Source organism: Weeksella virosa DSM 16922 (genome assembly GCF_000189415.1).
GTDB classification, from domain to species: Bacteria; Bacteroidota; Bacteroidia; order Flavobacteriales; family Weeksellaceae; genus Weeksella; species Weeksella virosa.
In genome coordinates, this window is record NC_015144.1 from 439,982 (window position 1) to 463,030 (window position 23,049).

A 23,049-nucleotide genomic window follows, 5' to 3' on the forward strand; every position below is an offset into this window, starting at 1 on the left:
GTACAAATTTCGAAGTAATAGGGTGATAAACCCAAAGTAAAAAACCCCAAACAATGAACAAACGAATAGCAATCTTAACCGAAGAAGGATTTGAGGAGGTGGAATTGAGTTCGCCAAAAAAAGTTTTGGAAGACGCTGGTTTTGAAGTAGATATTATTTCTACTACTTTAGAACCGATCAAATCTTGGGATCACACCGATTGGGGAAAAACCTACGAGGTAAATCGCAATGTCGATCAAGAAAAAATAAATATTTCTTGTTATGATGCTTTGATTCTCCCGGGTGGAGTTCTGAATCCCGACAAATTACGCCTCAATGAGAATGCTCTACAACTTATCCGTGACTTTAACGATGCAGGGAAGCCAGTTGCAGCTATTTGCCATGCACCACAAGTCTTGATTGATGCTGGAGTTGTAAAAGGTAAGAAATTAACCTCTTATCTTTCTGTGAGAAAAGATTTAGAAAACGCAGGTGCATTATGGCTAGATCAGTCTGTGGTAATTGATGGCAATTTAATCACCTCAAGGACTCCCAATGATTTATCGAATTTTAATCGAGCTATTTTAGAAGCTCTAAAAAAATAATCCTGAAAATATCCTTTATTTATTATTAACTTTTTGGATATAAAAAATTCCGCTCGATAGCGGAATTTTTTATATCTATATTTCTACTGGTTTTTCTATTCGTTATCAGCCGTTGGCTCGAACTTTTGTATAACCTCTGCAGAAACTCCTGTATTGCTATATCCACCGTCATGGAAAAGATTTTGCATCGTAACCATTTTAGTAAGGTCAGAGAACATTGCTACACAGTAATTTGCACAGTCTTGTGCAGTTGCGTTTCCAAGAGGAGAAACTTTCTCAGCATATGTTATGAAACCATCAAAGCCTTGCACTCCTTGTCCGGCTGTTGTTGGGGTTGGCGATTGAGATATCGTATTCACACGTACACCTTTTTCTTTACCCCAGAAATATCCAAAGCTACGAGCAATAGATTCTAAGTAAGCTTTGTTATCAGCCATATCGTTGTAGTTGGGGAATGTGCGCTGGGCGGCTATATAGGTTAAAGCTAAAATACTTCCGCCGCGGTTCATGATGTCCCTATCCCATGCAGTTTTCATGATTCGGTGAAAAGATACAGCAGAAATATCCCAACCTTTTGCTAACCAATCATAGTTAAGGTCGATGTATTCTTTTCCTTTGCGTACATTAACACTCATCCCAATAGAATGTAAGATGAAATCGATTTTCCCGAATTTCTCCGCTGCAGCATCAAACAATTTCCCTAAATCTTCCATAGAAGTGGCATCGGCCGGAATAACGTCTGAATTTGTTTTTTCTGCCAAAGCATTCAATTGTCCCATTCGTAGAGCAACCGGCGCATTGGTTAAAATAAATTCTGCTCCTTCAGCATGGCATTGCTCTGCAACCTTCCAGGCGATAGAATTGCTATCCAAAGCTCCAAATATGATCCCTTTTTTTCCTTTTAATAATCCGTATGACATGGTTTTATGTTTTCTTGTTTCAAATGTACTTAAAAAAATTTAACAAATATTAAAAGTCCTATCGTAATTCACTGTTTTCAGTAAAAGCATGCGAAACAACTTCTAATTTATCGTGCTCGAAAAGATTATAACTTTCTACATTAATTGGCGTAATAAATCCCTGACGTAAATCGACCAATTCGGCTTGTTGCGTTTCTTCATTTATTTGTACCAAACCTCTTCTTTCTACAAAAGACTCACTCAAATAGTATAGTACAATATCCCCTTCGTATATTCGTCGATGTTTTTTGTCTTTCAATCCAATATCTCTATCCACTGTATCAAAATCCATTTGCTTCTCCGACCACTGGAAATCGTTATAAGCTTTGTAATAGACTACAGAAGAAATGCTCTCTTTTGCATAGCCCATCACCCGATTTTTTTTTCTTAGTCTATAATACTTCATTACACAAAAATACTTAAAACGAAACAATTCTTTACGATATTTTTCTTTACGCCAGGAGTTTTGGTAGGACAATATCCTTGTCCAATCAACCCAAATATTAAGCAACAAAAGGATAGAGTTTTACCTATAGCAACATAGGATCTTACCTTCTAAAAAAAATCTTTCGATAAAAGGAAAAATCATTATAAAATATTTTCGACAAAAATGCCCAAATCTATTCGAGCGTAGTATCTTTACGTTCTATTCACCGCTTATCTAAAACTTGATTGATGTACAAAATATATCCAGAAAAAAGATACAACGAAACCTTGAAATTATTAACCAAATTTGCCCCAAAAGGCACAAAAATTCTTGATATAGGGGTAGAAAATCCTTTTTCTTTTGTGATGAAAGAAAATGGTTTTCTGGTAGAAAACACCCAAGGTGAAGATCTCGATTACCATCCTGAGGTGTTAGGAAATTACGACGTAGAATTTGTTACGGCTCTAGAAATCCTAGAGCATTTGGTCAACCCGATGGGTGTTCTCACGCATTTACCTGCCAACAAGCTTTTGGCTTCTGTTCCTCTGAAATTATGGTTCTCGCCTGCTTACCGTAATAAAAACGACGAACGAGATGTGCATTATCATGAGTTCGAATCATGGCAATTTGACTTCCTTCTAGAAAAATCTGGGTGGGAAATCAAACATCGCCATCAATGGACACATCCCACAAAAAAAATTGGTATTCGCCCGATTCTTCGGTATTTCTATCCACGGTATTATGCAGTTTATGCAGAACGTAAAAACCCAATCTAAGTGAATTATTCGGTTATTATTCCTGTCCATAACGAAGAAGCTTTTATCGGGATTACTTTACAATCGCTGATCAAGCAAAGTGTTTTACCATCAGAAATTATTGTGGTCAACGATCATTCGAGTGATAAAACACCAACCATTGTCGAGCAATTTTCACATAACCACCCTTGGATTCGGTTGATTAATCGAACCTCGAAAGCCGAGCATCAACCTGGCAGTAAAGTGGTTTTGGCTTTTTTGGCTGGTTTGCCTCATCTCACCAAACCGTACGATATTTTGGTAAAACTGGATGCTGATCTAGATTTGCCTCTCAATTATTTCGAACAGATTATAAACGAGTTTTCGCACAACCCGAAAGTAGGTATTTTGGGCGGACATGCCTATATCGAAAAAAATAATCAGTGGCGATTAGAGCAATTAACCGATCCAGATCATGTGCGTGGCGCTTTTAAATCCTACCGAAAAGAAGTATATGAAGCTATTGGAGGTTTGCGTCCACAAATGGGTTGGGATACTGTTGACGAATTATTGGCCAAATACCACAATTGGGAAGTCTATACACTAACCAACCTGAAAGTAAAACATCTGAAACCAACGGGCGCAAATTATCAACCCGAAGCTCTCCTGAAACAAGGTGGCGCTTATTACACACTGGGCTATGGTTTTTGGATTACAACCATTGCCGCATTGAAATTGGCTATCAACAAACGAAAACCCTTTTATTTTGTTGGATATTTACAAGGTTATTTCGACGCGAAAAACGCTCAACTTCCTAAAATGGTCAATCGTGAAGAGGAACGGTTTATCCGACAATATCGTTGGCATAAAATCTTAGAAAAACTTGGAATCCGAAAATCACAATAACATTAACAAATCGATTTTAATCGAAGATTGTTCTTACTTTCGAGTAAACACATGCGAATGAAAACATTTTACTTTTTTCTTTCTTTATTATTTACTGGTTTGTTTGTCGGGAAAGCACAATTTGCGCAAATGAAAACAATCAACGGTAAAATTGTCATCCATGACGAAGAAGACCACTCGGTAGAAGGCATCAATATCTTCAATCTTCGTTCTAAAACCTCGAGCAAAACCGACGAAAAAGGTCAATTTTCTATTTATACTAAAATTGGCGACACGATACAATTCGATAGACTTGGTTTGGTGAGTCGTCAGATTATTGTGCACCCTGATTTGTATGCGAGAGCGTATGCAGAAGTGCATATGAATATCGAAGTTATCGAACTCAACACAGCCATGGTAAATCCTCTTCGGATGGATCGTTTTTCCGATGAATCGGATATGACCTATCTGTATCGAAGTTTAGGAATCCGAAAAAAATCGTACAAAGAAGCTCTACCAAAAGTGGTCAGAGATAAAAAAGATTTGTATAAATTTCAGGTAGGACAGATTCTGAAACCAGTTGAACTCATCGGGCACTTGAATGGTTATTATCGAAAAAAAAGGAACTTAGATTTTTATGAAAATGAAGCTTATTTTGCAACCAAAATAAAAGATTATTTCCCGAATGATTATTTTACCGATGAACTGAAAATTCCGGCAGAGAAAATAGAAAACTTCATTAATTACACCATTCAGAGAACGAACATCAAAGATATGGTGAACCCAGAACGGTATTTTGATATTGGTTTGATTCTTGAAGAATACGCTCCGAAATATCTCAACGAATTGCAGCAAACAAATGAATAGAATCCTAATATTTTCATAATTTTAAGAATCATAGCTTGCATTGCAAAAAATCTGAATATTTTAGTTGTTCCATTCTTACATTTACCTATGTTGTATAGATACCTTTGGTTAATTTTTTTCATGCTTTTCGGGAGTGGCTTATTTGGTCAGCAAGCCGAGAAATGGGTACATGGCAATATTATCCTCGATCCGGATGGTGAAATGGCAGAAGGCGTATATGTAACTAATCTGCGGACAAAAGAAATTGCGATCAGTAATTTTGCAGGAAACTTTTCTATCCGTGCAAAAGAAGGGGATGTTTTGGATTTAAAATCAGATTATTACGAAAACAGAAAAATAAAACTCTCACCCGAGTTATTTGCCAAAAATCTAGTTGTTATCCACCTAAATATCAACGTAATAGAATTACAAACCGCTTTGATTACTGCCCATCTTACGGGAATTCTTACCAAAGATGTGAAAGCCGGAAAACGTACAGATAAAGTTACCAAGCTCTACAAGCAATTGGGCGTGAATCCAGACATCAATCCTATTCGGGATACTTCGGCACTGAAGGCAGGGTTCTTCAACGGAGATATTTCGCTTACTCGATTAGATATTGGTCGGATTTACGATGTGCTTTCGGGCGATATGCGCAAAAGAAAAGCAACCTTGGAATTCGAAGCCAAAGCTGATAGACGCTTAAGTATCCGAAAATATTTCGGTGATGATTATTTTATCAACGACCTGAAAATACCGTCGTACAAAATCAATGATTTTATCGAGTATACGTATGCTAATTCGGGCATGAGTCGAGATGTCGAGAATGGGAATTATTTAAGCATCATGGAAAAATTGATTCGCTTCTCGACGATTTACAGACGATTGGTGTTGGAGAAAATTCCCGAATCGACGACAGAGAATCATCCTACCGAAACCCCTCCTACCGAAAAAGAAAATTAAATGCGATTAACGGAAATCTGGGTTCAGCGGATTGCTTAGATCCAAACCTAAACTGAATAAAAATCCATTTTTACGCCCGTCAACTTGAAAGTCAGACAAGCCAATATCATACGACATTCCGGCTTTTAGCGAACCTACTTTCACCTTTACGATGGGCGAAACAAATAAAGGATCTTTGTAATCTTTAGAAATGCCTTGCTTGTACGATATTCCAACATCGAGGCCTTGCTCACGATCCCCAAAACCGAAATGTGCAATGAGATTCGCATCTAGACCACTATATCGATTCGCATTGGTGTTGTATACAATAGAAGGTTGTAGGTTGATGCCTTCTGTAAGGTACCATTCGTATCCTAAATTGAGATAATAGGTTGTCGGGAGCGGCTCGAAATTATTCACATAATAAAGATTGTTATCAATCGGAATATCAAGTACAGATACTCCTCCAAAGAAATTGGCATATCGAAAAGAAATTCCTAAGTTCATCATAAACGTATTGTAACGATCATTATTGAGCAAAGGATCGTTAGGGTCATTAACCACGATGTCTGATAAATCGAACGACTGATTGAAGTACGAAGCTCCTACCCCAAAAGAAACTACATCTTGCAACTCGTTGTACCCACGCGAATCTTGTACCGGAATATGATAAGCGGCCGTCATGTTGAAGCCACTCATTTTGGTAGCCCCATTTCGGTCATTGAAAAAATAAGTCCCAATTGCTAAACGATCGATAACCGTTGCATGCGCACTAATCGTCTGGGTCGTTGGACTATTGGGTAAATCGTCCCACTGATTTCTGTTGCTTGCATTGATGCTGATATATTCTGGGTTTTGCCCTGCATACGAAGGGTTAATCAATATTTTATCAGTCACCAAATAGTGATTATAATACGGTAAAGATTGTTGTGCTTTTGCTTGCTGCAAGAGTGAAACAAAACCGATCAAAAGAGTTACTAAAATTTTCTTCATAAGATAAATAATCGCTGTAAAATTACTATTTATTTTTTAGTGTAATGTTACCAGAATACTTAATATTGATTTGGATATTTTGATTGTTAACATTCGGATAATCGATGATATACCAATAATCACCAGACGGTATTGGTGTGCCATTTCTTTTTCCATCCCAGTATACTATTTCGGCGTTTCCTTCTTTTCTTAGAATTGTTTGCCCATAACGGTCGAAAATCTGTAAACGCAGAATATGAGGACTATCAATGCTCGTCAATGGTTTCCACACATCATTTTTACCATCTCCGTTAGGTGAGATAAAATTAGGCAAATCGAACACATAAATTCCAGAAACCGAAACTCCTCCACATTCGTTTTCTCTTACCCAAACTGTGATATTTTTTCCACCTTCGATCGGCTGGAATTTTTTACTGCTCTGCCATTGAGTAGGTAGTGCTCCATCGTACGAAATTGCATATTGCAATCTTCCACCATTTCCTTTGGCTTCTACTGTCAATGTTCCATTTTCGATTGTGATCGATTTTATCGTCGGATCGGGTAAGGTTTCGATGGTAAAAGAATAGACATCAGAGGTACAAGCATTTCCTGATTCAGCCGTAATCGTATAACTACTTCCGGCCGATAATTGATAAATAAAATCTTCTTTTGGATAAATTTCTACGCCCGCATCATTCGTTATGGTATAGGTAAGATGCTCGTCGTAATTGACAAGTGTACGAATATCAAAATCAAAAACTCCTTGCGAACAAAGTGCAGGAAATACAGGCAATTCGATGGTTGGTTGCGTATATTTTTGATAGGAAATAAACAAATCCTTGCTACTACATTCGTCATGTCTTCTAACTGTAACCTTCACTTTTCCGGCAGGAGAAGTCATAGCTTGTACAAGGTCTAATGCATTTTGATCAAATACAACTCCAGGATGATTTTCTTGTATTTTAGCCAACAAGTCTTTCACTTGATCAATTGCCGTATCCGAATCATTTTCGCAAAAGCTAACTTGGTTCTCATCAAAGTATGCTTGCGTCACACTCAAATCATCAGAAAATTCTTTGGCTTTATTGATAGTGATGGTAGAAGCAATTGTACAAGTCTGAACGGTTTTATTTCTAATTTCTATAGAAATCGTCTTTGTCGATTCTGTCCCGAAAGCTATTGTTATAAAATTATTTTCGTCGTGTAATTTTCCGTTGATATAGATCGGGTAATCCAAAACATCCTTACCAAGATTCGATATCAACCAGTCGTTGGTTATTTTTATTGAGTCGTCGCAATCAGCGGTCAATTCAGGTAAATTCGACAAATTAAAATCGGGTTGATTGATGGCTTTTACTTCTACCTGCAAGGTTTCGGTATTACATGTTTCACCGTTTTTCTTGATCGTGAAATCGACCATTTGCATTTGATTGGCCTCGATATTTATAGGAAAGCTGATCGAACCAAACTCATACGTTACGTTGCTCAATCCCAAAGTAGAACTCAAATAAGTTTCTAATTCTGTTTGAGAAACCACAAACTTTTCATTTTCTGACAAACAAGATGATAGCAATGGCTGAATTGGTTGTGTAACAGAAATAGAGCTTTTTGTTAATTCATACGTCCATTTTACTTCAGTTTCACAATGTCCATTTAATTCTCCTTTCACGGTAATTACTCCGTTATTTTTATCCGTGATATAGCTCAATAAAACATCTTCTTCAATCTCTAAACCATCTTCGTAATAACGCAAAGTAGCTGATGTTCCGTTTCTTATAAATGCAATTGCATCATCAATATCTTTTTGTTCCAAATCGACTGCACACGTTTTCAAAGCATAAGACTCTAAATCAATTGGTTCTGTTTTGTTCACGGTAAAATTCTCTACAACGCTTACACAAGAATTGTCGGCATTATCCATCAGTTGTACTTGAAAAACAAATGAATTATTTCCCGAGAAAGTGATGGGCGTTCCTGGCGCATAGCCCGTAACAACTAAAGTATGATTGGTTGCAACCTTCAATAAGGTTCGTAATTCTTCCCTACTCAAAGAAGAACCTTCACACAGATCTTTGTTAAAAACAGCTCCTGCATCGAAGGTAGGATTTGCATTCGAAAACTTTAAGGTAATCCAATCAGAAGTTGCAGAACAAAATTGTGTTCCTTTGTATTCAACTTTTATTTTGATGGTCTGATCATTCGGAAAACTTCCCGTTATCGGATTTCCGACTTGATCTATTTTTTCGACAATAGCGAAATCAGCAGCATTGGGTACATTGAGAATAGCATTTATCAATTGTTGATCCGTCATTTGTATCGTTGTAGCACAACTCTCAATTTGTCTTTCTGCTTCGGGTCGAATAGCCGTTGAAAAATCGTACACCGGTTTGAAAACCAAGTCTACTTTATACACATATTTTAGGTCACCTGAAGCATCTAAAACTTCCGCATAAATCGTTTGATTATTCGTGATTTCAGTTGCCCCAAAAGGAATTGACATTTGCTCATCTTGGTAAAAAGAAACTTGTGAAGTCGGTACTTCAGCATCCGTAGCAACCTCTGTTCGCAAGGCATCAACCAAATATTCCCCGCCTTCGCATTCGGTGTTTTTGACCAATGTTTTTTGTTCTACCGTATGCACAATAATATCGAACTTTGCATTTACTTCCCCATAAACACCGATAATTATTTTTTCACCAGTCTTTAATTGATCATTACCTCTAAAATCTTTTAAATATCCAGAATAAACGTGTGAAGGGCTTAAGTTATAAATTTCACATTTTAGAGTTGAGCTTTCTTTTAACCCTTTTGATTCTCCCTTGACACCTTTTTCAATCGATCGAATGTACTCAATCGTTTTTCTTGAAGATTCTCCATCTTTAGGTTTGAAAATATGTGCATTGTCATCACTTTTTTTCAATTTCCATACAATAAAATAAAGCCCATTGTTAGCAGAATGTAAATCAAATGAAAAGTCGGTATTATAAGATGATTCATATATGAAATACTTAAATCCATCTCCTTTTGCTACAGTATTGTCTCTACAATTAATCTCAACTTCATTCTTAGCCAAATCCCAATTATGGTTTATTTCAGTTAACATTAAATTTTCATTCAATCCATTTTTCAACTCATGAAATTCTGGTATTTGTCCAAAAACCGTATAACTGCATATCAATGCCCACAACAATAAAAGTCTTTTCATTTTCTTCCTTTTCTTTCGCTCCAATTATGTATAACGCTAAAAATAAAATATTATTCTATTCTTGGGGCGAATCTAAAGAATTTATTAAGAATCTGTTATCTTTGCACTCTGAATTTTTTTTTAGAATCGAACCATGGCAACTTTAGAACAAGAAATAAAAAAACGTAAAACCTTCGGAATCATTGCTCACCCCGATGCGGGAAAAACTACCCTTACCGAAAAACTTCTTCTTTTCGGAGGTGCAATTCAGGAAGCGGGTGCCGTAAAAAGCAATAAAATAAAAAAAGGAGCGACATCCGATTTTATGGAAATCGAACGTCAACGTGGAATTTCGGTTGCTACTTCGGTTTTGGCTTTTGAGTACAAAGGCAAAAAAATCAACATCCTCGATACGCCCGGACACAAGGATTTTGCCGAAGATACCTTCCGTACCCTTACAGCTGTTGACTCGGTAATTGTGGTGATCGACGTTGCAAAAGGGGTCGAAGAGCAAACCATCAAACTCGTAGAAGTTTGTCGAATGCGCAATATCCCGATGTTGGTTTTCATCAATAAAATGGACCGCGAAGGAAAAGATGCCTTTGATTTGATGGACGAAGTGGAACAAAATTTAGGATTAAAAGTAACTCCCCTTTCTTGGCCAATTGGTATCGGGGCGACCTTCAAAGGAATTTATAATATTTGGGAAAAAAACATCAATCTTTTTTCTGCCGACAACAAACAAAAAATATCAGAAACAACCAAAATAGACGACCTCAACTCACCAAAATTGGTAGACATTGTAGGAGAAAGCTATGCCGAAAATCTACGTAGCGAAATCGACCTTATCGAAGGGGTTTATCCAGAATTCGATCATCAAGCATATTTAGAGGGAAAATTACAACCGGTATTTTTTGGCTCTGCCTTGAATAATTTTGGAGTACGAGAGTTACTCGATGCGTTTGTCGATATTGCTCCCATGCCACAACCCAAAGCGACAGACGAGCGAATTGTAGATCCGTTCGAAGATAAATTCTCGGGCTTTGTATTCAAAATTCACGCGAATATGGATCCGAAACACCGCGACCGTTTGGCTTTTGTGAAAATAGTTTCAGGAAAATTCGAGCGAAATAAAAACTATCTACACGTACGCCAAGGGAAGTCGATGAAATTCCCTTCGCCAAATGCATTTTTTGCCGACAAAAAAGAAATCGTCGATCTATCGTTTGCCGGTGATATCGTTGGTTTACACGACACCGGAAACTTCAGGATTGGCGATACACTTACCGAAGGCGAGAACTTCCATTTCAAGGGAATTCCGTCTTTCTCACCAGAGCATTTCCGCTATATCAACAATGCCGACCCGATGAAGGCAAAACAATTAGAAAAGGGAATCAAACAATTGATGGACGAAGGGGTTGCGCAATTGTTTACTTTAGAAATAAACAACCGAAAAGTAATTGGTACGGTGGGTGCCCTTCAGTATGAGGTTATTCAGTACCGTTTAGAACATGAGTACAATGCCAAGGTTACGTACGAACCATTTTCTGTGCACAAAGCTTGTTGGGTAGAAGTAGACAATGAAAAATCGGAAGAATTTTTAGATTTTAAACGCGTAAAACAACGGTATTTGGCACGCGATAAATTTGATCAGTTGGTGTTTTTGGCCGACTCTGCTTTCACAATTCAGATGACGCAAGAAAAATATCCATCAATAAAATTACACTTTGTTAGCGAATTCTAAATCTTGTTTTCGATGGATATTCTTTTCAGATTTTGGTAGGATGTTCATCAAGACGAAACCCAAAAGTCATAACAAAATCTTTTTAATTTAGAGAATTATCTATTGGATAGACACCCGCACAAATTGATAAATAAAGAATAGTAATGTTCCAACAACAAAAAAAGGTTACGAGCAGATGCTCGTAACCTTTTTTATTAAGTTTATTTTCTTACCGAAAAAACTGTTCTGTTGCTCATCCTACCGAAAATTATCTTAGGGTGAAGATTAGTTTTTTATTCACAAACTCTTCTATTCCAGCTTTTGATAATTCTCGCCCATAACCCGAACGTTTTGTTCCGCCAAACGGCAATTCTTCACTCGAAGAAACTTGCTTGTTGATATAGACCATTCCCGAATCTATTTTACGCGCCAATTGTTGTGCATATTCTATATTTTCTGAGTAGATCGATGCGCCCAATCCATAAATAGTGTCGTTTGCCAAGGTTATCGCTTCCTCTTCGGTATCGAAAGGGAAAAGACAGACCACAGGTCCAAAAATTTCCTCGTCGTATGCAGGCGTTCCTTTGGTAATATTCTCGAGAACGGTTGGAGCCAAAAAGAAACCTTTCTCGTGCATGCGTTCTCCGCCCAACGTAACCTGAACTCCTTTGGCTCTAGAGTCGTTTATTTGCTGTAGAAGTTTTTCCAATGCACCTTTAGTACATACTGGTCCCATGAGTGTATCTTCTTCCATTGGGTTGCCTACTTTCATGTTTTTCATGTAGGTCAATAATTGTTCTTTATAAGTATCGTACAACGAGCGGTGCACAATGATTCTTTTGGATGAAGTACAGGCTTGCCCAGCATTTCTCAAACGACCGTTGATAGTACCTTTCATTACTTTTTCCAGGTCAGCATCGGCCAAAACAATCATTGGATCAGAACCGCCCAACTCCAACACAGAGCGTTTTATGTTGCGTCCGGCAATTTCTCCTACCGAAGCACCCGCTACATCTGATCCGGTGAGCGACACTCCTTTGATGATTGGGTTATCGATCAATTGCCCGACTTTGCTACCCGAAATCAATAGATTTTTATACAATCCCTTTGGGGCCTGTACAGCGGCAAAAATTTCGTCATATGCCATGCCACATTGCGGAATATTCGAGGCTGTTTTCAGGACAATCGTATTCCCTGCCATAAGGTTTGGCGCTACGAAACGAGCGATTTGTGAGAATGGAAAATTCCATGGCATCACACCCAAAAGGACACCGATTGGTTCGGATACTACATAAGCTTCACCTTTTTCGGTTTGTACGGGATATGTTGCCAAAAACTGCTCGGCATTCTTAGCGAAATACTCGAAAATATTGGCCGAATAATCCACCTCGATCAATGATTCTCTATAGGGTTTCCCCATTTCTTTGGTAATGAGTTCGGCATATTTTTGTTTGTTCTTTCGCATTTCTTCGGCTACACCTTGTACAATTTCTGCACGATGGGCGAAAGTTTCCCATCGCCAAGTGGAAAAACATCTTTGTGCATCTGACAAAAACGTCTCGATTTGATCTTGGGTATGGGGTTCGAATATTTTTTCTATCTCTTCGGTAAATGGGTTTAGGGTTTTTATTGTAGGTATTGACATAATCTTGTTTTAAGTCTTACAAATTTCGTAAATTATAAGCAAAAATGAGAACTTTAAATGAAAATTAGAGGAATATTATATTATAGTTATCAATTAATTTTCTTGTAAAAAGGCTACAAAATAGAATTAATTTTGTAAACAAATAACTAAACAGTTAATCTATAATGAAACATTTTTATTTTATGAATTGGATGATTGTCCTGATGGGACTGATCTCCTCAACCGCCTTAGGGCAGAATGTGGCTTATGAAGCCCACTTTAATAATCAGCAAGGAGCTGGTGGTACGTATAGAACAGACCTAGTAATTGAACTAGAGAATAGAAATTGGTTTGCATCTGCAGCTTATTATGGAAATGATGAATTTAGATTGGGGCACAATAAACAATCTAATATCCCAAGTAAATTCAATTTATCTGGTCAAGGTTCATCAATTGAAATGCAATGGGATATTGAAAATGTATCAGACTTTAAAATTGAGACAGGGAAAACATATGGAACTGTAAGCAATTGGTACATTTATGAATCTGTTGACGAAGGAAACTCTTGGTATTCTGTAGCTACAGGAAGTAATATTGGACAAATCCAATATTCTACTGCGACCCCTAAGACTGCAAGATATGCTCTTGTTATTACAGGAAGCAAGAATCCTCGATTAGTTTTGTCTAATGTTACTATCCTCAATCAGATTGGCACCCCAACCAACGAGCCACCGGTAATCACTACTGAACAAACTACAATCGAAGGTGTTTTTGGGGGTAGTTTATCTTTTGCGGTAACGGCGAACAACAATCCTACTTCTTGGACTGCCACAAATTTACCTCAAGGAATAACTTTTGATAACGGAGTTTTCTCGGGTACTTTTGAGAAAGCAGGAACTTTTATTACAACCGTAACCGCTACAAATAAATACGGATCAGACCAAAAAGATTTCACTTTCAAGATTGCTGATGAGCCTGTCTTGACTGATTGCTTCGAAGAAAAATTCGATGGGCTTGAAGGAAATAACACTGGTACAACAGGCTCAAATTCTACTTGGAAAGGAAACGAAAACTTCCCGACAGTATCTTCTGCTTACCAAGCTGGTGATGCTGTAAAATTAGGTGCATCTAAAAGAGCAGGAAGCATCACCTCTAAGGTATTGAACAATATCCAAGGAGATGTTAGCGTAACTTTCGATGTAAAAGGATGGACAAACGTAGAAGGTGACATCTTAGTAACCTTAGGGTCGCAAACACAAACAGCTATCTATACAGCAAAAATGGCTGATAATTTCGAAACCGTAACTTTACATTTTTCTGATGTAGAAGCAAATTCTACCATTACATTTGCAACCTCTGAAAAACGTGCATTCTTGGATAACATTTCTGTATGCAACGCAGGCGGAGCAGAACCTGCTAACCAAACTACATGGGACGGAACAGCATGGTCTAATGGTTTACCAACAGCACAAAAGAATGTTGTAGTTTCGGGGGCTTTAGAGATTGCCCAAGACATAGAAGCAAAATCTTTCACAATCGAAACAGAAGGTTCGGTTACCGTGAAGACAGGATATAACCTTTCTGTACAAGGTGTTATAGAAAACAAAGCGAATGCGGCAGCTTTCGTTGTAGAAAACAATGCTAATATTCTACAATCACAAGATGTTACCAATATTGGAGAGATTACAATCTTACGTAACAGTACTCCTATGGTAAGAAATGATATGACGTTGTGGTCTGCACCAGTAACAGGACAAGGTGTAAGAGCTTTCTCACCAGAAACATTATTCAACCGTTTTTGGACGTTTGATGAAGCAAACCATACTTATAAAAACATATTCAATACAGAAGATGCTGCAGACGTGAACTTCGCAACTGGAAATGGTTATGCAATTCGTGTGAAAAACACTTTAGCAAGCGGAACAGAAGCGGTACACGAAGGTAAATTCATCGGTAAATTGAATAACGGTACGTATACAGTAAATGTTAGCAAAACTGGTCAAGGATTCAATTTGATAGGAAACCCTTATGCTTCTTCTATCGATGGAATTGGATTCTTACTCAATAATATAGATATTGTAAACTCTGTACATTTCTGGACGCATGCACATGCAGTAGGTTCTGCGGAATTCGCCAACAATTATCTTACCTACAATAGAGCAGGTGGTACTGATTTAGACGATTTAGAGAACATTGCATCAGGACAAGGTTTCTTCGTAGAAGCTACCCATGCAGGGTCTATTGTTTTCAATAACGAAATGCGTACGAAAGATGCTGCTATTTTCCATAAAAACAACATCGAAAGAAACCGCATTTGGTTGAGTTTGAGTAGCGATAATAAGATCATCAACAACACTTTATTAGCCTATATGACAGGTGCTACTCATGGTATCGACAAACAATTGGATGCAAAATCAATCACTTCTGATATGACTTCATTATACCAAGTAATCGACAATGAAGCTTACAGCATTCAATCGCGTAGTTTACCATTCGACCGAGAAGATAAAGTTGCTTTAGGTTTCAATGCGCTTACTGCGGGTACCTACACAATCTCGATTGCAAAAACAGATGGTTTATTTGCAGAAGGTCAAGCTATATTCTTGGTAGATAATCAAACCGAAACTGTACACAATTTAGCTACACCGTATACTTTCCAAGCGACAGAAGGTGTAAACAACGATCGTTTTGTAGTAGTATACGAAAACCGTACAATGGGAACCAATAATTTCTTCAACCAAGCGCAAATAGCTGTTTACAACCAAAATAACCAAGTTGTTGTTGAGGCAAAAAACAATCTATCTTCGGTAGAAGTAATGGATGTACAAGGACGTGTAGTATACGCTAAAAACAACATTAATGAAGCTAAGCACATCATCTCTACCTCTGCTAAAGGTGTAATGATTGTGAAAGCAACGACAAAAGATGGACAAACACTTACCCAAAAAGTAATTATCAAATAAGAATACTAATCTAGAAGAGTATTTTCGGATACTCTTCTTTTAAACCTTGTTAATATGAACATCAATAAACTAAAACTTACAGTACTTTTCGTTGCAGGATTATTCTTCACAGCGAATGCACAATTCTTCAAGAGTGATAACCAAGAAGAAGGACATAGCTTTTTCAATAATGCAGAAAGAGGTCTTCCTGGCACTCCTGGTACAGATGGTGGTATAGACGAAGAAGATCCAGAACCAGGTCTACCAATCAACGATTACATCCCTTATTTGCTAGCAGCAGGGTTAATGGTAGCGTTTGCAAATCGTAAGAAACTAGCCAAACTCAATAAATAAGAAATATTGTAATTACTTACAAAAAAAGTCCACCAAGCGGTGGACTTTTTATTTATTGAAGATTATAGAAATGTAAAAATTATTTCACAAGTATTTTAGAAGTTGTGGTTTTCCCCGAAACACCATTGAATTGTAAATAATAAATACCTTTGGCAAAACCAGCTAAACTCAGGTTCGATTTTCCAGCTTTCAGTTCTACTGTTTTAAGCAACTGACCAGTTGCGGAAAGGATGTTAGTTTTTGCATCTTCTTTGAGATGAACGGTAGTGAAATCTTTGGCTACAGTTGGTGCCACTTCTGCTATAGAAATAGAAGAACTCACATCACTAACCCCCATGTTTTTCTCGTAACGATACGTTAGGTAAAAAGACGTATTGGGTAGTTCTTGTCCGTTTGCATCCAATTGTAAGAAACGGAATTTATATTCTACAACATCACTTCCACCTTCGAAGTTTGCAAAGTAATCATACATACTTTGTACTTCTCCAGGAGCAATATGTGCACCGCCATTAGGGTAGAAATAATTTTTTACTACAGGGTAATAACAATCTCCTCCGAAACAGAATTGTGCCATTTCACCATCTGCATTGGTCATCTCGATTACTTCTCCTGCTGCGATTATTGTTTCGTTACCAACATTTTTCAGAACATAGTACAGTTTAATATCGTCCGTAACATCTTGCGTCATGTCGCCAAATACATTAAAAACATGTACCGAGTTATTTTCATATTCTACGCCATCTAAATTAGAAACCGTAAATTTTTGGTTTTGAGCTTGGCTAAATCCTATTAAAGATAGGAATGAGGTGAGTACTAAAATTTTTTTCATAATATTAAAGTGTTAATAAACCAAGTGGTCGAGTATTACTCTACCACTTGATAAAAAGTTTATGTTATTTAATGATGACTTTTCTGGTCGAAATAGATGTGCCATCGTTGATTTTCACTACATAGGTTCCTTTTCCGAAACCACTCAAATCTAGTGTCGCTTTGCCCGAGTTGTGGTCTTTGGTGTATAGTTTACGTCCTGCCATATCCATCACTTCTATTTGCGATTTCGTTTTCAGCTCAACATGTACTATTCCGGTCGATGGATTTGGATAAACCTCTAAACCATTTTTGCCAAATTCTGTCGTAGACATTGTCCCGTCTGTAGAGAAATTTACCGTTGCTCCTTTCCCGTAATTACCAATTGTTTGATATAAAACTACGCCGTTATGGTCGACTAATTTCACTGATTTCCCTCCATCTCCGTACGAATCTATTAATTGAAACTGGAAACAATCTACACCTTCTAACTCAATCGGAATAGTATAAGTTTGATTATTACCATAGTTTTTTCCTTCGTACACAACCGTACCAGCAGAATTTAGAATCTTCCAAGACGTTTCTATCCCGTATTGATCTGTACTCAAAGTTAAAGTTAATGAATTAGATGACTCTTTCGCTTTTAAGAAGCTTGTACTGATCGTGTTGTTCGAGTTGTCTTCATCGTCTGGTAAAATAATTTCAACTGAATTATTATCGATAACCGTAAAAGGTGTTTCAGGCAATTCTATTGTCGTACGATTCAATGCTTTTAATTCACCTGTCCATGTATACGTATGGGTTTCTCCATTGATTTTGTACGTAATAGGCAATGATGTCAAGGTATTTTGTCCGTTGTTTTTAATTCCGATAACTGGATTTATTTTTCCTAGACAATTTGGTAAAATAGTTTCGATAGAGTTTACCTCAATTTCATTTGCTTTAGCGATTCCTGTGAAATCTGGTATTGTTCCTGCACCAGTCATAATCTCTTGATTTCCTTCTGCTATAAACGCAACCAACTCGATATCATCTGGCACAATAGGAACATTATTATGTGCTTCTGGTAAAGTTACTGTAAAGGTTCTATCGACAAAAGAGCCTGCCTTGGTAGTAGTGATTTCCTCTCCCCATTGTCCTGTAATCAAATCAATTAAACGATGCATGTGTATGTAATTACTGCCTTGTCCTCCACCTGCTTGTGGTCCTTTGGTATTATTTTGCAAAACTGCAATGTTCAGTTTATTCGTCGACACAGGACTATCTCCGGTATAATAAGCTTCTACATGCACCACCAGTTCACGTGTACTTACATTCAATGAGGCTTCCATACCCAAATTCACATAAGAAGGTTGAGACAGGATCTGATTCGAAGCAGAAGTCCATCCACCTCTACTTAGTGCTGTGCCACCTGCGGTCATCGGAGCTGGATTCGTAAATACATGACGATTAACTGTCCCCGAAGGATATCCATTTAATCCACTTTGGTTTGCTATCGCATTTCCGTACGGTGTTCTAAAATCGGGCGTAGCATTCGCATAACCTCCCTGGTGTATATTGATCAAAAATACTTTTCCTGGATTCGCTTCTTGTATAGCTTTTGCAATTGCATGCCCATCGGGACAATACCCACACTTAACACCTGTGAATTCTTCTAAGACAACTTTCTTATTTTCGGCTGTGGTACTAACAATCGTTTGCCCAAAAGCTGCCACAGGTAACAAAAATGCTACCAAGTAGTTTGTAAATTTTTTTTTCATATTGTTGTGTTTTAATAAATAGTTTTTCTTTAGGAAAACAAACCGCCGATTAGAATGATTGATATAACGAAACGGTAAGTCCTGTATTTTCTGGTACGAAACGACAAACACCTCCTACACAAATCAATCCTCCACGTTGACGTCCGTAATTTAAGGAAACACGAGTTGATTCTTTCGAGTAACTTCCTCCTACACTGTAATAATGAAAGCGTTTGTCTTTGTCGTCATTCCCATAATTATAGGTGTCAGACAGATAAAAATTCCAATTATAATTAAAATTATATTCTACCAAAGCTGCCGCCCAGTTTTTTCGATCGCGTTTGGTCTGAAGGTGTTGCAACTCGAATCGAACCGAATTTTTCGGGTTGAGTTTGTACAAGAAATCTCCGACCACGACATTCGATAGAATAGATGAATAATTTCCACCTTCTACAATTCCTTTGTTGTAATAGATATTGGCATACGTGAAAATCATCGAAAATTTATCTGTCCATTTTTTATTGATTTCGAAATTGACATCGTGAAAGAATTTTTTTCCAAAATCAAAATATTTTGTACCGTAATAATCGCCATCAAAATTTGCATTCAACCCATTCCAGTATGATGCATTGACGGCTAATTTTGTTCCGTACTTTCCACCAAGTGCACTTCCTTTCTTAAAGTTGTAATACAAATCGAGTTGCCCACCGATTTCACCAGCTTCTTCTTTCTCGAAATTGATATTCGGTTGTGCTTGATAGACATAAATGTTGGTCAACAAATAGTCGTGTTGTCTGGTAAGTGCCGGGATATAATTCACGATTCCTTCGTTGTACACATTCGCAGAGGGTTCACTCAAAGCACGCTCAGCGTACATTCCCATATTCTCCATACGTCGGAAGGTTGCATTTACACCAAAACCACGAGTAGAGTAACCTGTATTTATCAATAAAGCATTTCCGTCGTAATATTTTTCAGAGGGTACACCAGCTGATAAAACCGGCTGTTCTCCTTTGTGAATGTATTCTACGTTACCGTAAAAACCACTGCTTCCTGAGTAACCTAAACGGGTAGAAAAGTTACTGGCGTTTTGCGGGAAATCTTCTATAGCTCCTGTATACGATTCATGTTGTCCGACGTAGCTTAATCCTAAGTTCAGAGTGCTGTTTGATTCTGAGTTGAACATGCGTAAAAGATTCGTCTCCAAATCCAATCCACCAATTGTTCCGGCAGAGGTTTCGAAACCAATGCGTTGATTACCGACAATACCCTTCAAGGTTGTGAAATCATTTGGTGTATACGCCACGCGAACTCCTCGCATGCTGTTATTGATCCCAATTTGTCGATCTTCCCAACTACGGTAGACTAAACCACTACCGAATTGATCGTAGAAATTACCTGCTGTTACGTCTACCTTATCGCCTTTGTACCGGAAATAATACGTGGCTATTTTATTATCATTTAATTTTTCTGAATAACCCAACAAAGCAGAAGGTAAATAAGCCTCATATTGCATACCTGCCGAAAATTTACCTAAAGTATAGTCGAATTTGATATAATTATTAGACCGAAAAGGATCGTCGGGTTGCTCGAAATTAAGGTCTTTATCGTCTTGATACCATTGTCCTGTAGACTCTATGCTCCCGGTCAGCGAACCTGGTCCAAGATCAACTTGTGCCAATAGAGATAACGTTGGGAAAACCAGCGATAATAAAATTAGAGATTTTTTCATGTGTTAATTTGTAAGGTAATAATGTATTGTTTATTTAGAAAATTCTTTGATTTGTTCGTACAATTCAACTTCAGAACCTGGCTGATAGCCTACATGTCGATAAACAATTTCCTTGTTTTTTACGATTACAACGTAAGGTGGTGAAGAAATATTTAGCAAACGTTTCAGGTCGTTGTTGGTGTCCAATAAGATATTAAAATCCCAACCTTTACCGTTTACCATTGGATTTACGCGGCCTACTGTTTTAGAATCGTCCAAAGAAACTGCATAGAAATCAAAAGGAGTTTCACTTTGCCAATCATCCATTTGATCATTAATAGCATTTAATTCTTGGATACACGGTCCACACCAAGTTGCCCAAAAAGCGATTACCATTGGTTTGTCATCGGTAGAAAGTTCTCGTAAATCTACTGTTTTACCTTTTAGATCTTTTAAGGGTGCTGTTGGGAATTCTGCTTTCTGTGCAAAAGCTGTGAATACAAAAAGAGAAAAAACCAAACAAAATAATTTTTTTTTCATTAGTTTTATATTTTTAAACAATTAGGCACTAAATTAACTAAAATTAACACACATGAGCAAAATTTCTTATTATTTTTCTAATTTTACATTATTATTTTTGATGATTCTAACACTTTCGAGTTGTGGAACTGAAGAACCAATCCCTGAGGAAACACTCTCGCTTAGCATTCATCCGAAAACTATTCAAGTCGGTGACGAAGTATCTTTCACCGCTCAGTCTAACTTAGGTGGCGACGTTAGCGATAAAGCCATTTACTATGTTAATGAGCAATCGATAGAAGGCAGAACCTTCCAACCATCTGAAGCTGGAGAATATAATGTACATGCCATCTTTAACGGAATCAAATCTAAAAAAGAAAAATTTACTGCAACCGAAAAGCCTATTTCATCTTTTACAACAAAGGTTTTGGTAGAAGATTACACCGGTACTTGGTGTGGGTATTGCCCAAGAATGGTTACTATTTTACGTTATCTTACCGAATATAGCGACCGTATTATCCCGATTGCCATCCATAGTGACGGAATTCCGGCAGATCCTTGGCGATACGAGTTTAGCAAACAAATGCAATCTCCAGATAATTATAACGCAAACGGTTTACCAAAGGGTAAGATTAACCGAATTTATGATCTGAATCAATTCACCCAAACAGCTAATTGCCCGAATGATCCTCTACTCTATCGTCCACAAATGGATGAATATCTCAATAAAACGAGCAATTTAGGATTGGCAATTAATTCTACATTGAATGGTCAGCAGTTAGATATCACTGTAAAAGTTGGTTTCGCAACGAATAGTGTTCCAGATGCACGTTTGGTTGTGACTCTAATAGAGGATGGTTTGAAACATAATCAAACCAATTATTTTGCAGGGTCGAATGCGGTTTGTGATCCAGCGAGCAACTATGCAGAGATGCCTAGATTGATTCCAGATTTCCCACAAGAACACGTTTTACTAAAAGCGTATACCGACATTTTTGGGGATATTATTCCACAAGAAGAAATTAAAGAAGGGAGTGTTTATACCCGAAAATTTTCGGTTCCTTTACCAGCCAACGTTACCAATGCCAACAATCTTAGTTTAGTTGCCTTTGTTTTAGGGAATGGTAAAGAAGTAAAAAATCGTGCTGTAATCAATGTTCAAAGAGCGAAAGTTGGTGAAGATCAACCTTTTGATTAAGCTAGATTTTTCTATCCTACATTTATTAGAAAACTAATTTTTACACTAAACAAAAACGGGCAATTCAATAAGAATTGCCCCTTTTTATGTTATATTATTATAATCACTTCTATCTATGCTTTATCTTGCCGAAATTATTATTAGTTTTCATCGTTTGAGTACTGCTCGGTAAGTATCGTTAATTTCATCCAAACTCATCAGCTCTAGCTTATCACCTTGCACAAAACATTCTTGGATAAAGGCAAATGCTTTGTCTTTATCGAGCGACGAATCTATATGAACTCCTGCAAAACGAATATTTTTCATGTACACATAAAATTCATAATCGAAACTTTGTTCACCAAAATGGGTATTGGCTACTTTGCCTTTCCATTTGATGTCGTAGACACCTAGATCATCGTTGTCGAATGGTTTGAGGAAAGTAATTTCATGATCTGCACAAGTATCTTTTCCTAGCATAGAAATACCAAAAGCTAAATTTTCGGGAGATTGAAAATCTATTGGTAGTGGATCAACATGAAAGAGTTGATTATGCAAGTTATCGAGGTCTAATTTTTCTTGTATGGTAGTAAGATCGACACCTTTATTGTTCCAATAAAAACTAGAAAGAATACATTGGTTGAAGTTGATCCATAAAGATTTATCGCTATATTCTTCTGAGGTGTCTTCGATTAGATCGGCATCATCTTGGTATTCTTCTTCTTCGTCGTAATTGTCTGATTCTAAATGCAAATCCATCCAAAGTTTTAGATGTTCATCTAAATGCATTCTCCAGGTAAATTCTACTATTTTATGCCCATTCTTGAAAGGGCTGTTGGTAAAATAAATTCGGTTATTTTCTCTACTCATATTGCAGTTTTTATGATTTCTGAAAGGGTGAAAGCTTTTACAATCAACAC

At 37.3% G+C, this 23,049-nt stretch carries 19 protein-coding genes; 9 read left to right on the forward strand and 10 right to left on the reverse strand.

The genetic code is table 11. The features are described from left to right. Positions 1-53: 53 nt before the first annotated feature. On the forward strand, positions 54-584 hold the full coding sequence (locus WEEVI_RS02250; RefSeq protein WP_013597552.1) for a type 1 glutamine amidotransferase domain-containing protein: 531 nt from the start codon (positions 54-56) through the stop codon (positions 582-584). Between the two features lie 95 nt (positions 585-679). Here the strand turns inward: WEEVI_RS02250 and WEEVI_RS02255 are convergent, their stop codons facing one another. After that, positions 680-1,504, reverse strand: coding sequence for an enoyl-ACP reductase FabI (locus WEEVI_RS02255; protein WP_013597553.1), 825 nt, complete (start codon positions 1,502-1,504; stop codon positions 680-682). Between the two features lie 58 nt (positions 1,505-1,562). Beyond that, the gene (locus tag WEEVI_RS02260; RefSeq protein WP_041942038.1) at positions 1,563-1,949 is read right to left on the reverse strand and encodes a YopX family protein; all 387 of its coding nucleotides are present in this window, start codon (positions 1,947-1,949) and stop codon (positions 1,563-1,565) included. 269 nt (positions 1,950-2,218) lie between these two features. Here WEEVI_RS02260 and WEEVI_RS11225 point away from each other — a divergent pair, with 269 nt between their 5' ends. From WEEVI_RS11225 to WEEVI_RS02280, 4 genes are all read left to right on the forward strand, one after another. Next, the gene (locus tag WEEVI_RS11225) at positions 2,219-2,746 is read left to right on the forward strand and encodes a class I SAM-dependent methyltransferase (protein WP_013597555.1); all 528 of its coding nucleotides are present in this window, start codon (positions 2,219-2,221) and stop codon (positions 2,744-2,746) included. Then, positions 2,747-3,610, forward strand: a complete 864-nt coding sequence (locus WEEVI_RS11230) for a glycosyltransferase family 2 protein (protein WP_013597556.1) — start codon at positions 2,747-2,749, stop codon at positions 3,608-3,610. Positions 3,611-3,667: 57 nt separating this feature from the next. After that, on the forward strand, positions 3,668-4,456 hold the full coding sequence (locus WEEVI_RS02275) for a BamP family beta-assembly machinery protein (RefSeq protein ID WP_013597557.1): 789 nt from the start codon (positions 3,668-3,670) through the stop codon (positions 4,454-4,456). A gap of 87 nt (positions 4,457-4,543) precedes the next feature. Beyond that, positions 4,544-5,398, forward strand: a complete 855-nt coding sequence (locus WEEVI_RS02280) for a hypothetical protein (RefSeq protein ID WP_126414771.1) — start codon at positions 4,544-4,546, stop codon at positions 5,396-5,398. A gap of 6 nt (positions 5,399-5,404) precedes the next feature. On the opposite strand, the gene WEEVI_RS02285 is transcribed toward WEEVI_RS02280, so the two are convergent. Both WEEVI_RS02285 and WEEVI_RS02290 read right to left on the reverse strand, forming a co-directional pair. Next, a complete protein-coding gene (locus WEEVI_RS02285) occupies positions 5,405-6,370 on the reverse strand; it encodes a PorP/SprF family type IX secretion system membrane protein (protein WP_013597559.1) in 966 nt (321 codons plus the stop codon). A 25-nt stretch (positions 6,371-6,395) separates the two neighbouring features. Further along, the gene (locus WEEVI_RS02290) at positions 6,396-9,554 is read right to left on the reverse strand and encodes a T9SS type B sorting domain-containing protein (protein WP_013597560.1); all 3,159 of its coding nucleotides are present in this window, start codon (positions 9,552-9,554) and stop codon (positions 6,396-6,398) included. Positions 9,555-9,687: 133 nt separating this feature from the next. Between WEEVI_RS02290 and WEEVI_RS02295 the strand changes: the two genes are divergently transcribed. Beyond that, positions 9,688-11,277: a peptide chain release factor 3 gene (locus WEEVI_RS02295; protein WP_013597561.1), complete on the forward strand. Its 1,590-nt coding sequence runs from the start codon at positions 9,688-9,690 to the stop codon at positions 11,275-11,277. 247 nt (positions 11,278-11,524) lie between these two features. On the opposite strand, the gene WEEVI_RS02300 is transcribed toward WEEVI_RS02295, so the two are convergent. Next, a complete protein-coding gene (locus tag WEEVI_RS02300) occupies positions 11,525-12,901 on the reverse strand; it encodes an NAD-dependent succinate-semialdehyde dehydrogenase (RefSeq protein ID WP_013597562.1) in 1,377 nt (458 codons plus the stop codon). Positions 12,902-13,065: 164 nt separating this feature from the next. Between WEEVI_RS02300 and WEEVI_RS02305 the strand changes: the two genes are divergently transcribed. Together WEEVI_RS02305 and WEEVI_RS02310 are read left to right on the forward strand one after the other, a co-directional pair. Continuing rightward, positions 13,066-15,843: a RemA C-terminal-like gliding motility protein gene (locus tag WEEVI_RS02305; protein WP_013597563.1), complete on the forward strand. Its 2,778-nt coding sequence runs from the start codon at positions 13,066-13,068 to the stop codon at positions 15,841-15,843. A 54-nt stretch (positions 15,844-15,897) separates the two neighbouring features. Then, complete coding sequence (locus tag WEEVI_RS02310) at positions 15,898-16,176, forward strand: hypothetical protein (protein ID WP_013597564.1); 279 nt, start codon at positions 15,898-15,900, stop codon at positions 16,174-16,176. A gap of 79 nt (positions 16,177-16,255) precedes the next feature. Here the strand turns inward: WEEVI_RS02310 and WEEVI_RS02315 are convergent, their stop codons facing one another. The 4 genes from WEEVI_RS02315 to WEEVI_RS02330 all read right to left on the reverse strand — a co-directional run bounded on the left by WEEVI_RS02315 (position 16,256) and on the right by WEEVI_RS02330 (position 20,973). Beyond that, entirely contained in the window at positions 16,256-17,005 is a 750-nt protein-coding gene (locus tag WEEVI_RS02315; RefSeq protein ID WP_013597565.1) for a T9SS type A sorting domain-containing protein, read from the reverse strand. A 64-nt stretch (positions 17,006-17,069) separates the two neighbouring features. Continuing rightward, positions 17,070-18,743: a T9SS type A sorting domain-containing protein gene (locus tag WEEVI_RS02320; protein ID WP_013597566.1), complete on the reverse strand. Its 1,674-nt coding sequence runs from the start codon at positions 18,741-18,743 to the stop codon at positions 17,070-17,072. 49 nt (positions 18,744-18,792) lie between these two features. Continuing rightward, positions 18,793-20,454: a DUF6029 family protein gene (locus WEEVI_RS02325; RefSeq protein ID WP_013597567.1), complete on the reverse strand. Its 1,662-nt coding sequence runs from the start codon at positions 20,452-20,454 to the stop codon at positions 18,793-18,795. A 30-nt stretch (positions 20,455-20,484) separates the two neighbouring features. Next, the gene (locus WEEVI_RS02330; RefSeq protein WP_013597568.1) at positions 20,485-20,973 is read right to left on the reverse strand and encodes a TlpA family protein disulfide reductase; all 489 of its coding nucleotides are present in this window, start codon (positions 20,971-20,973) and stop codon (positions 20,485-20,487) included. Positions 20,974-21,025: 52 nt separating this feature from the next. Between WEEVI_RS02330 and WEEVI_RS02335 the strand changes: the two genes are divergently transcribed. Next, positions 21,026-22,150, forward strand: coding sequence for an Omp28-related outer membrane protein (locus WEEVI_RS02335; RefSeq protein ID WP_013597569.1), 1,125 nt, complete (start codon positions 21,026-21,028; stop codon positions 22,148-22,150). A gap of 147 nt (positions 22,151-22,297) precedes the next feature. On the opposite strand, the gene WEEVI_RS02340 is transcribed toward WEEVI_RS02335, so the two are convergent. Then, positions 22,298-22,999 carry a hypothetical protein gene (locus WEEVI_RS02340; protein WP_013597570.1) on the reverse strand — a complete coding sequence of 234 codons (702 nt, stop codon included), beginning with the start codon at positions 22,997-22,999 and terminating at the stop codon, positions 22,298-22,300. Positions 23,000-23,049: the final 50 nt, after the last annotated feature.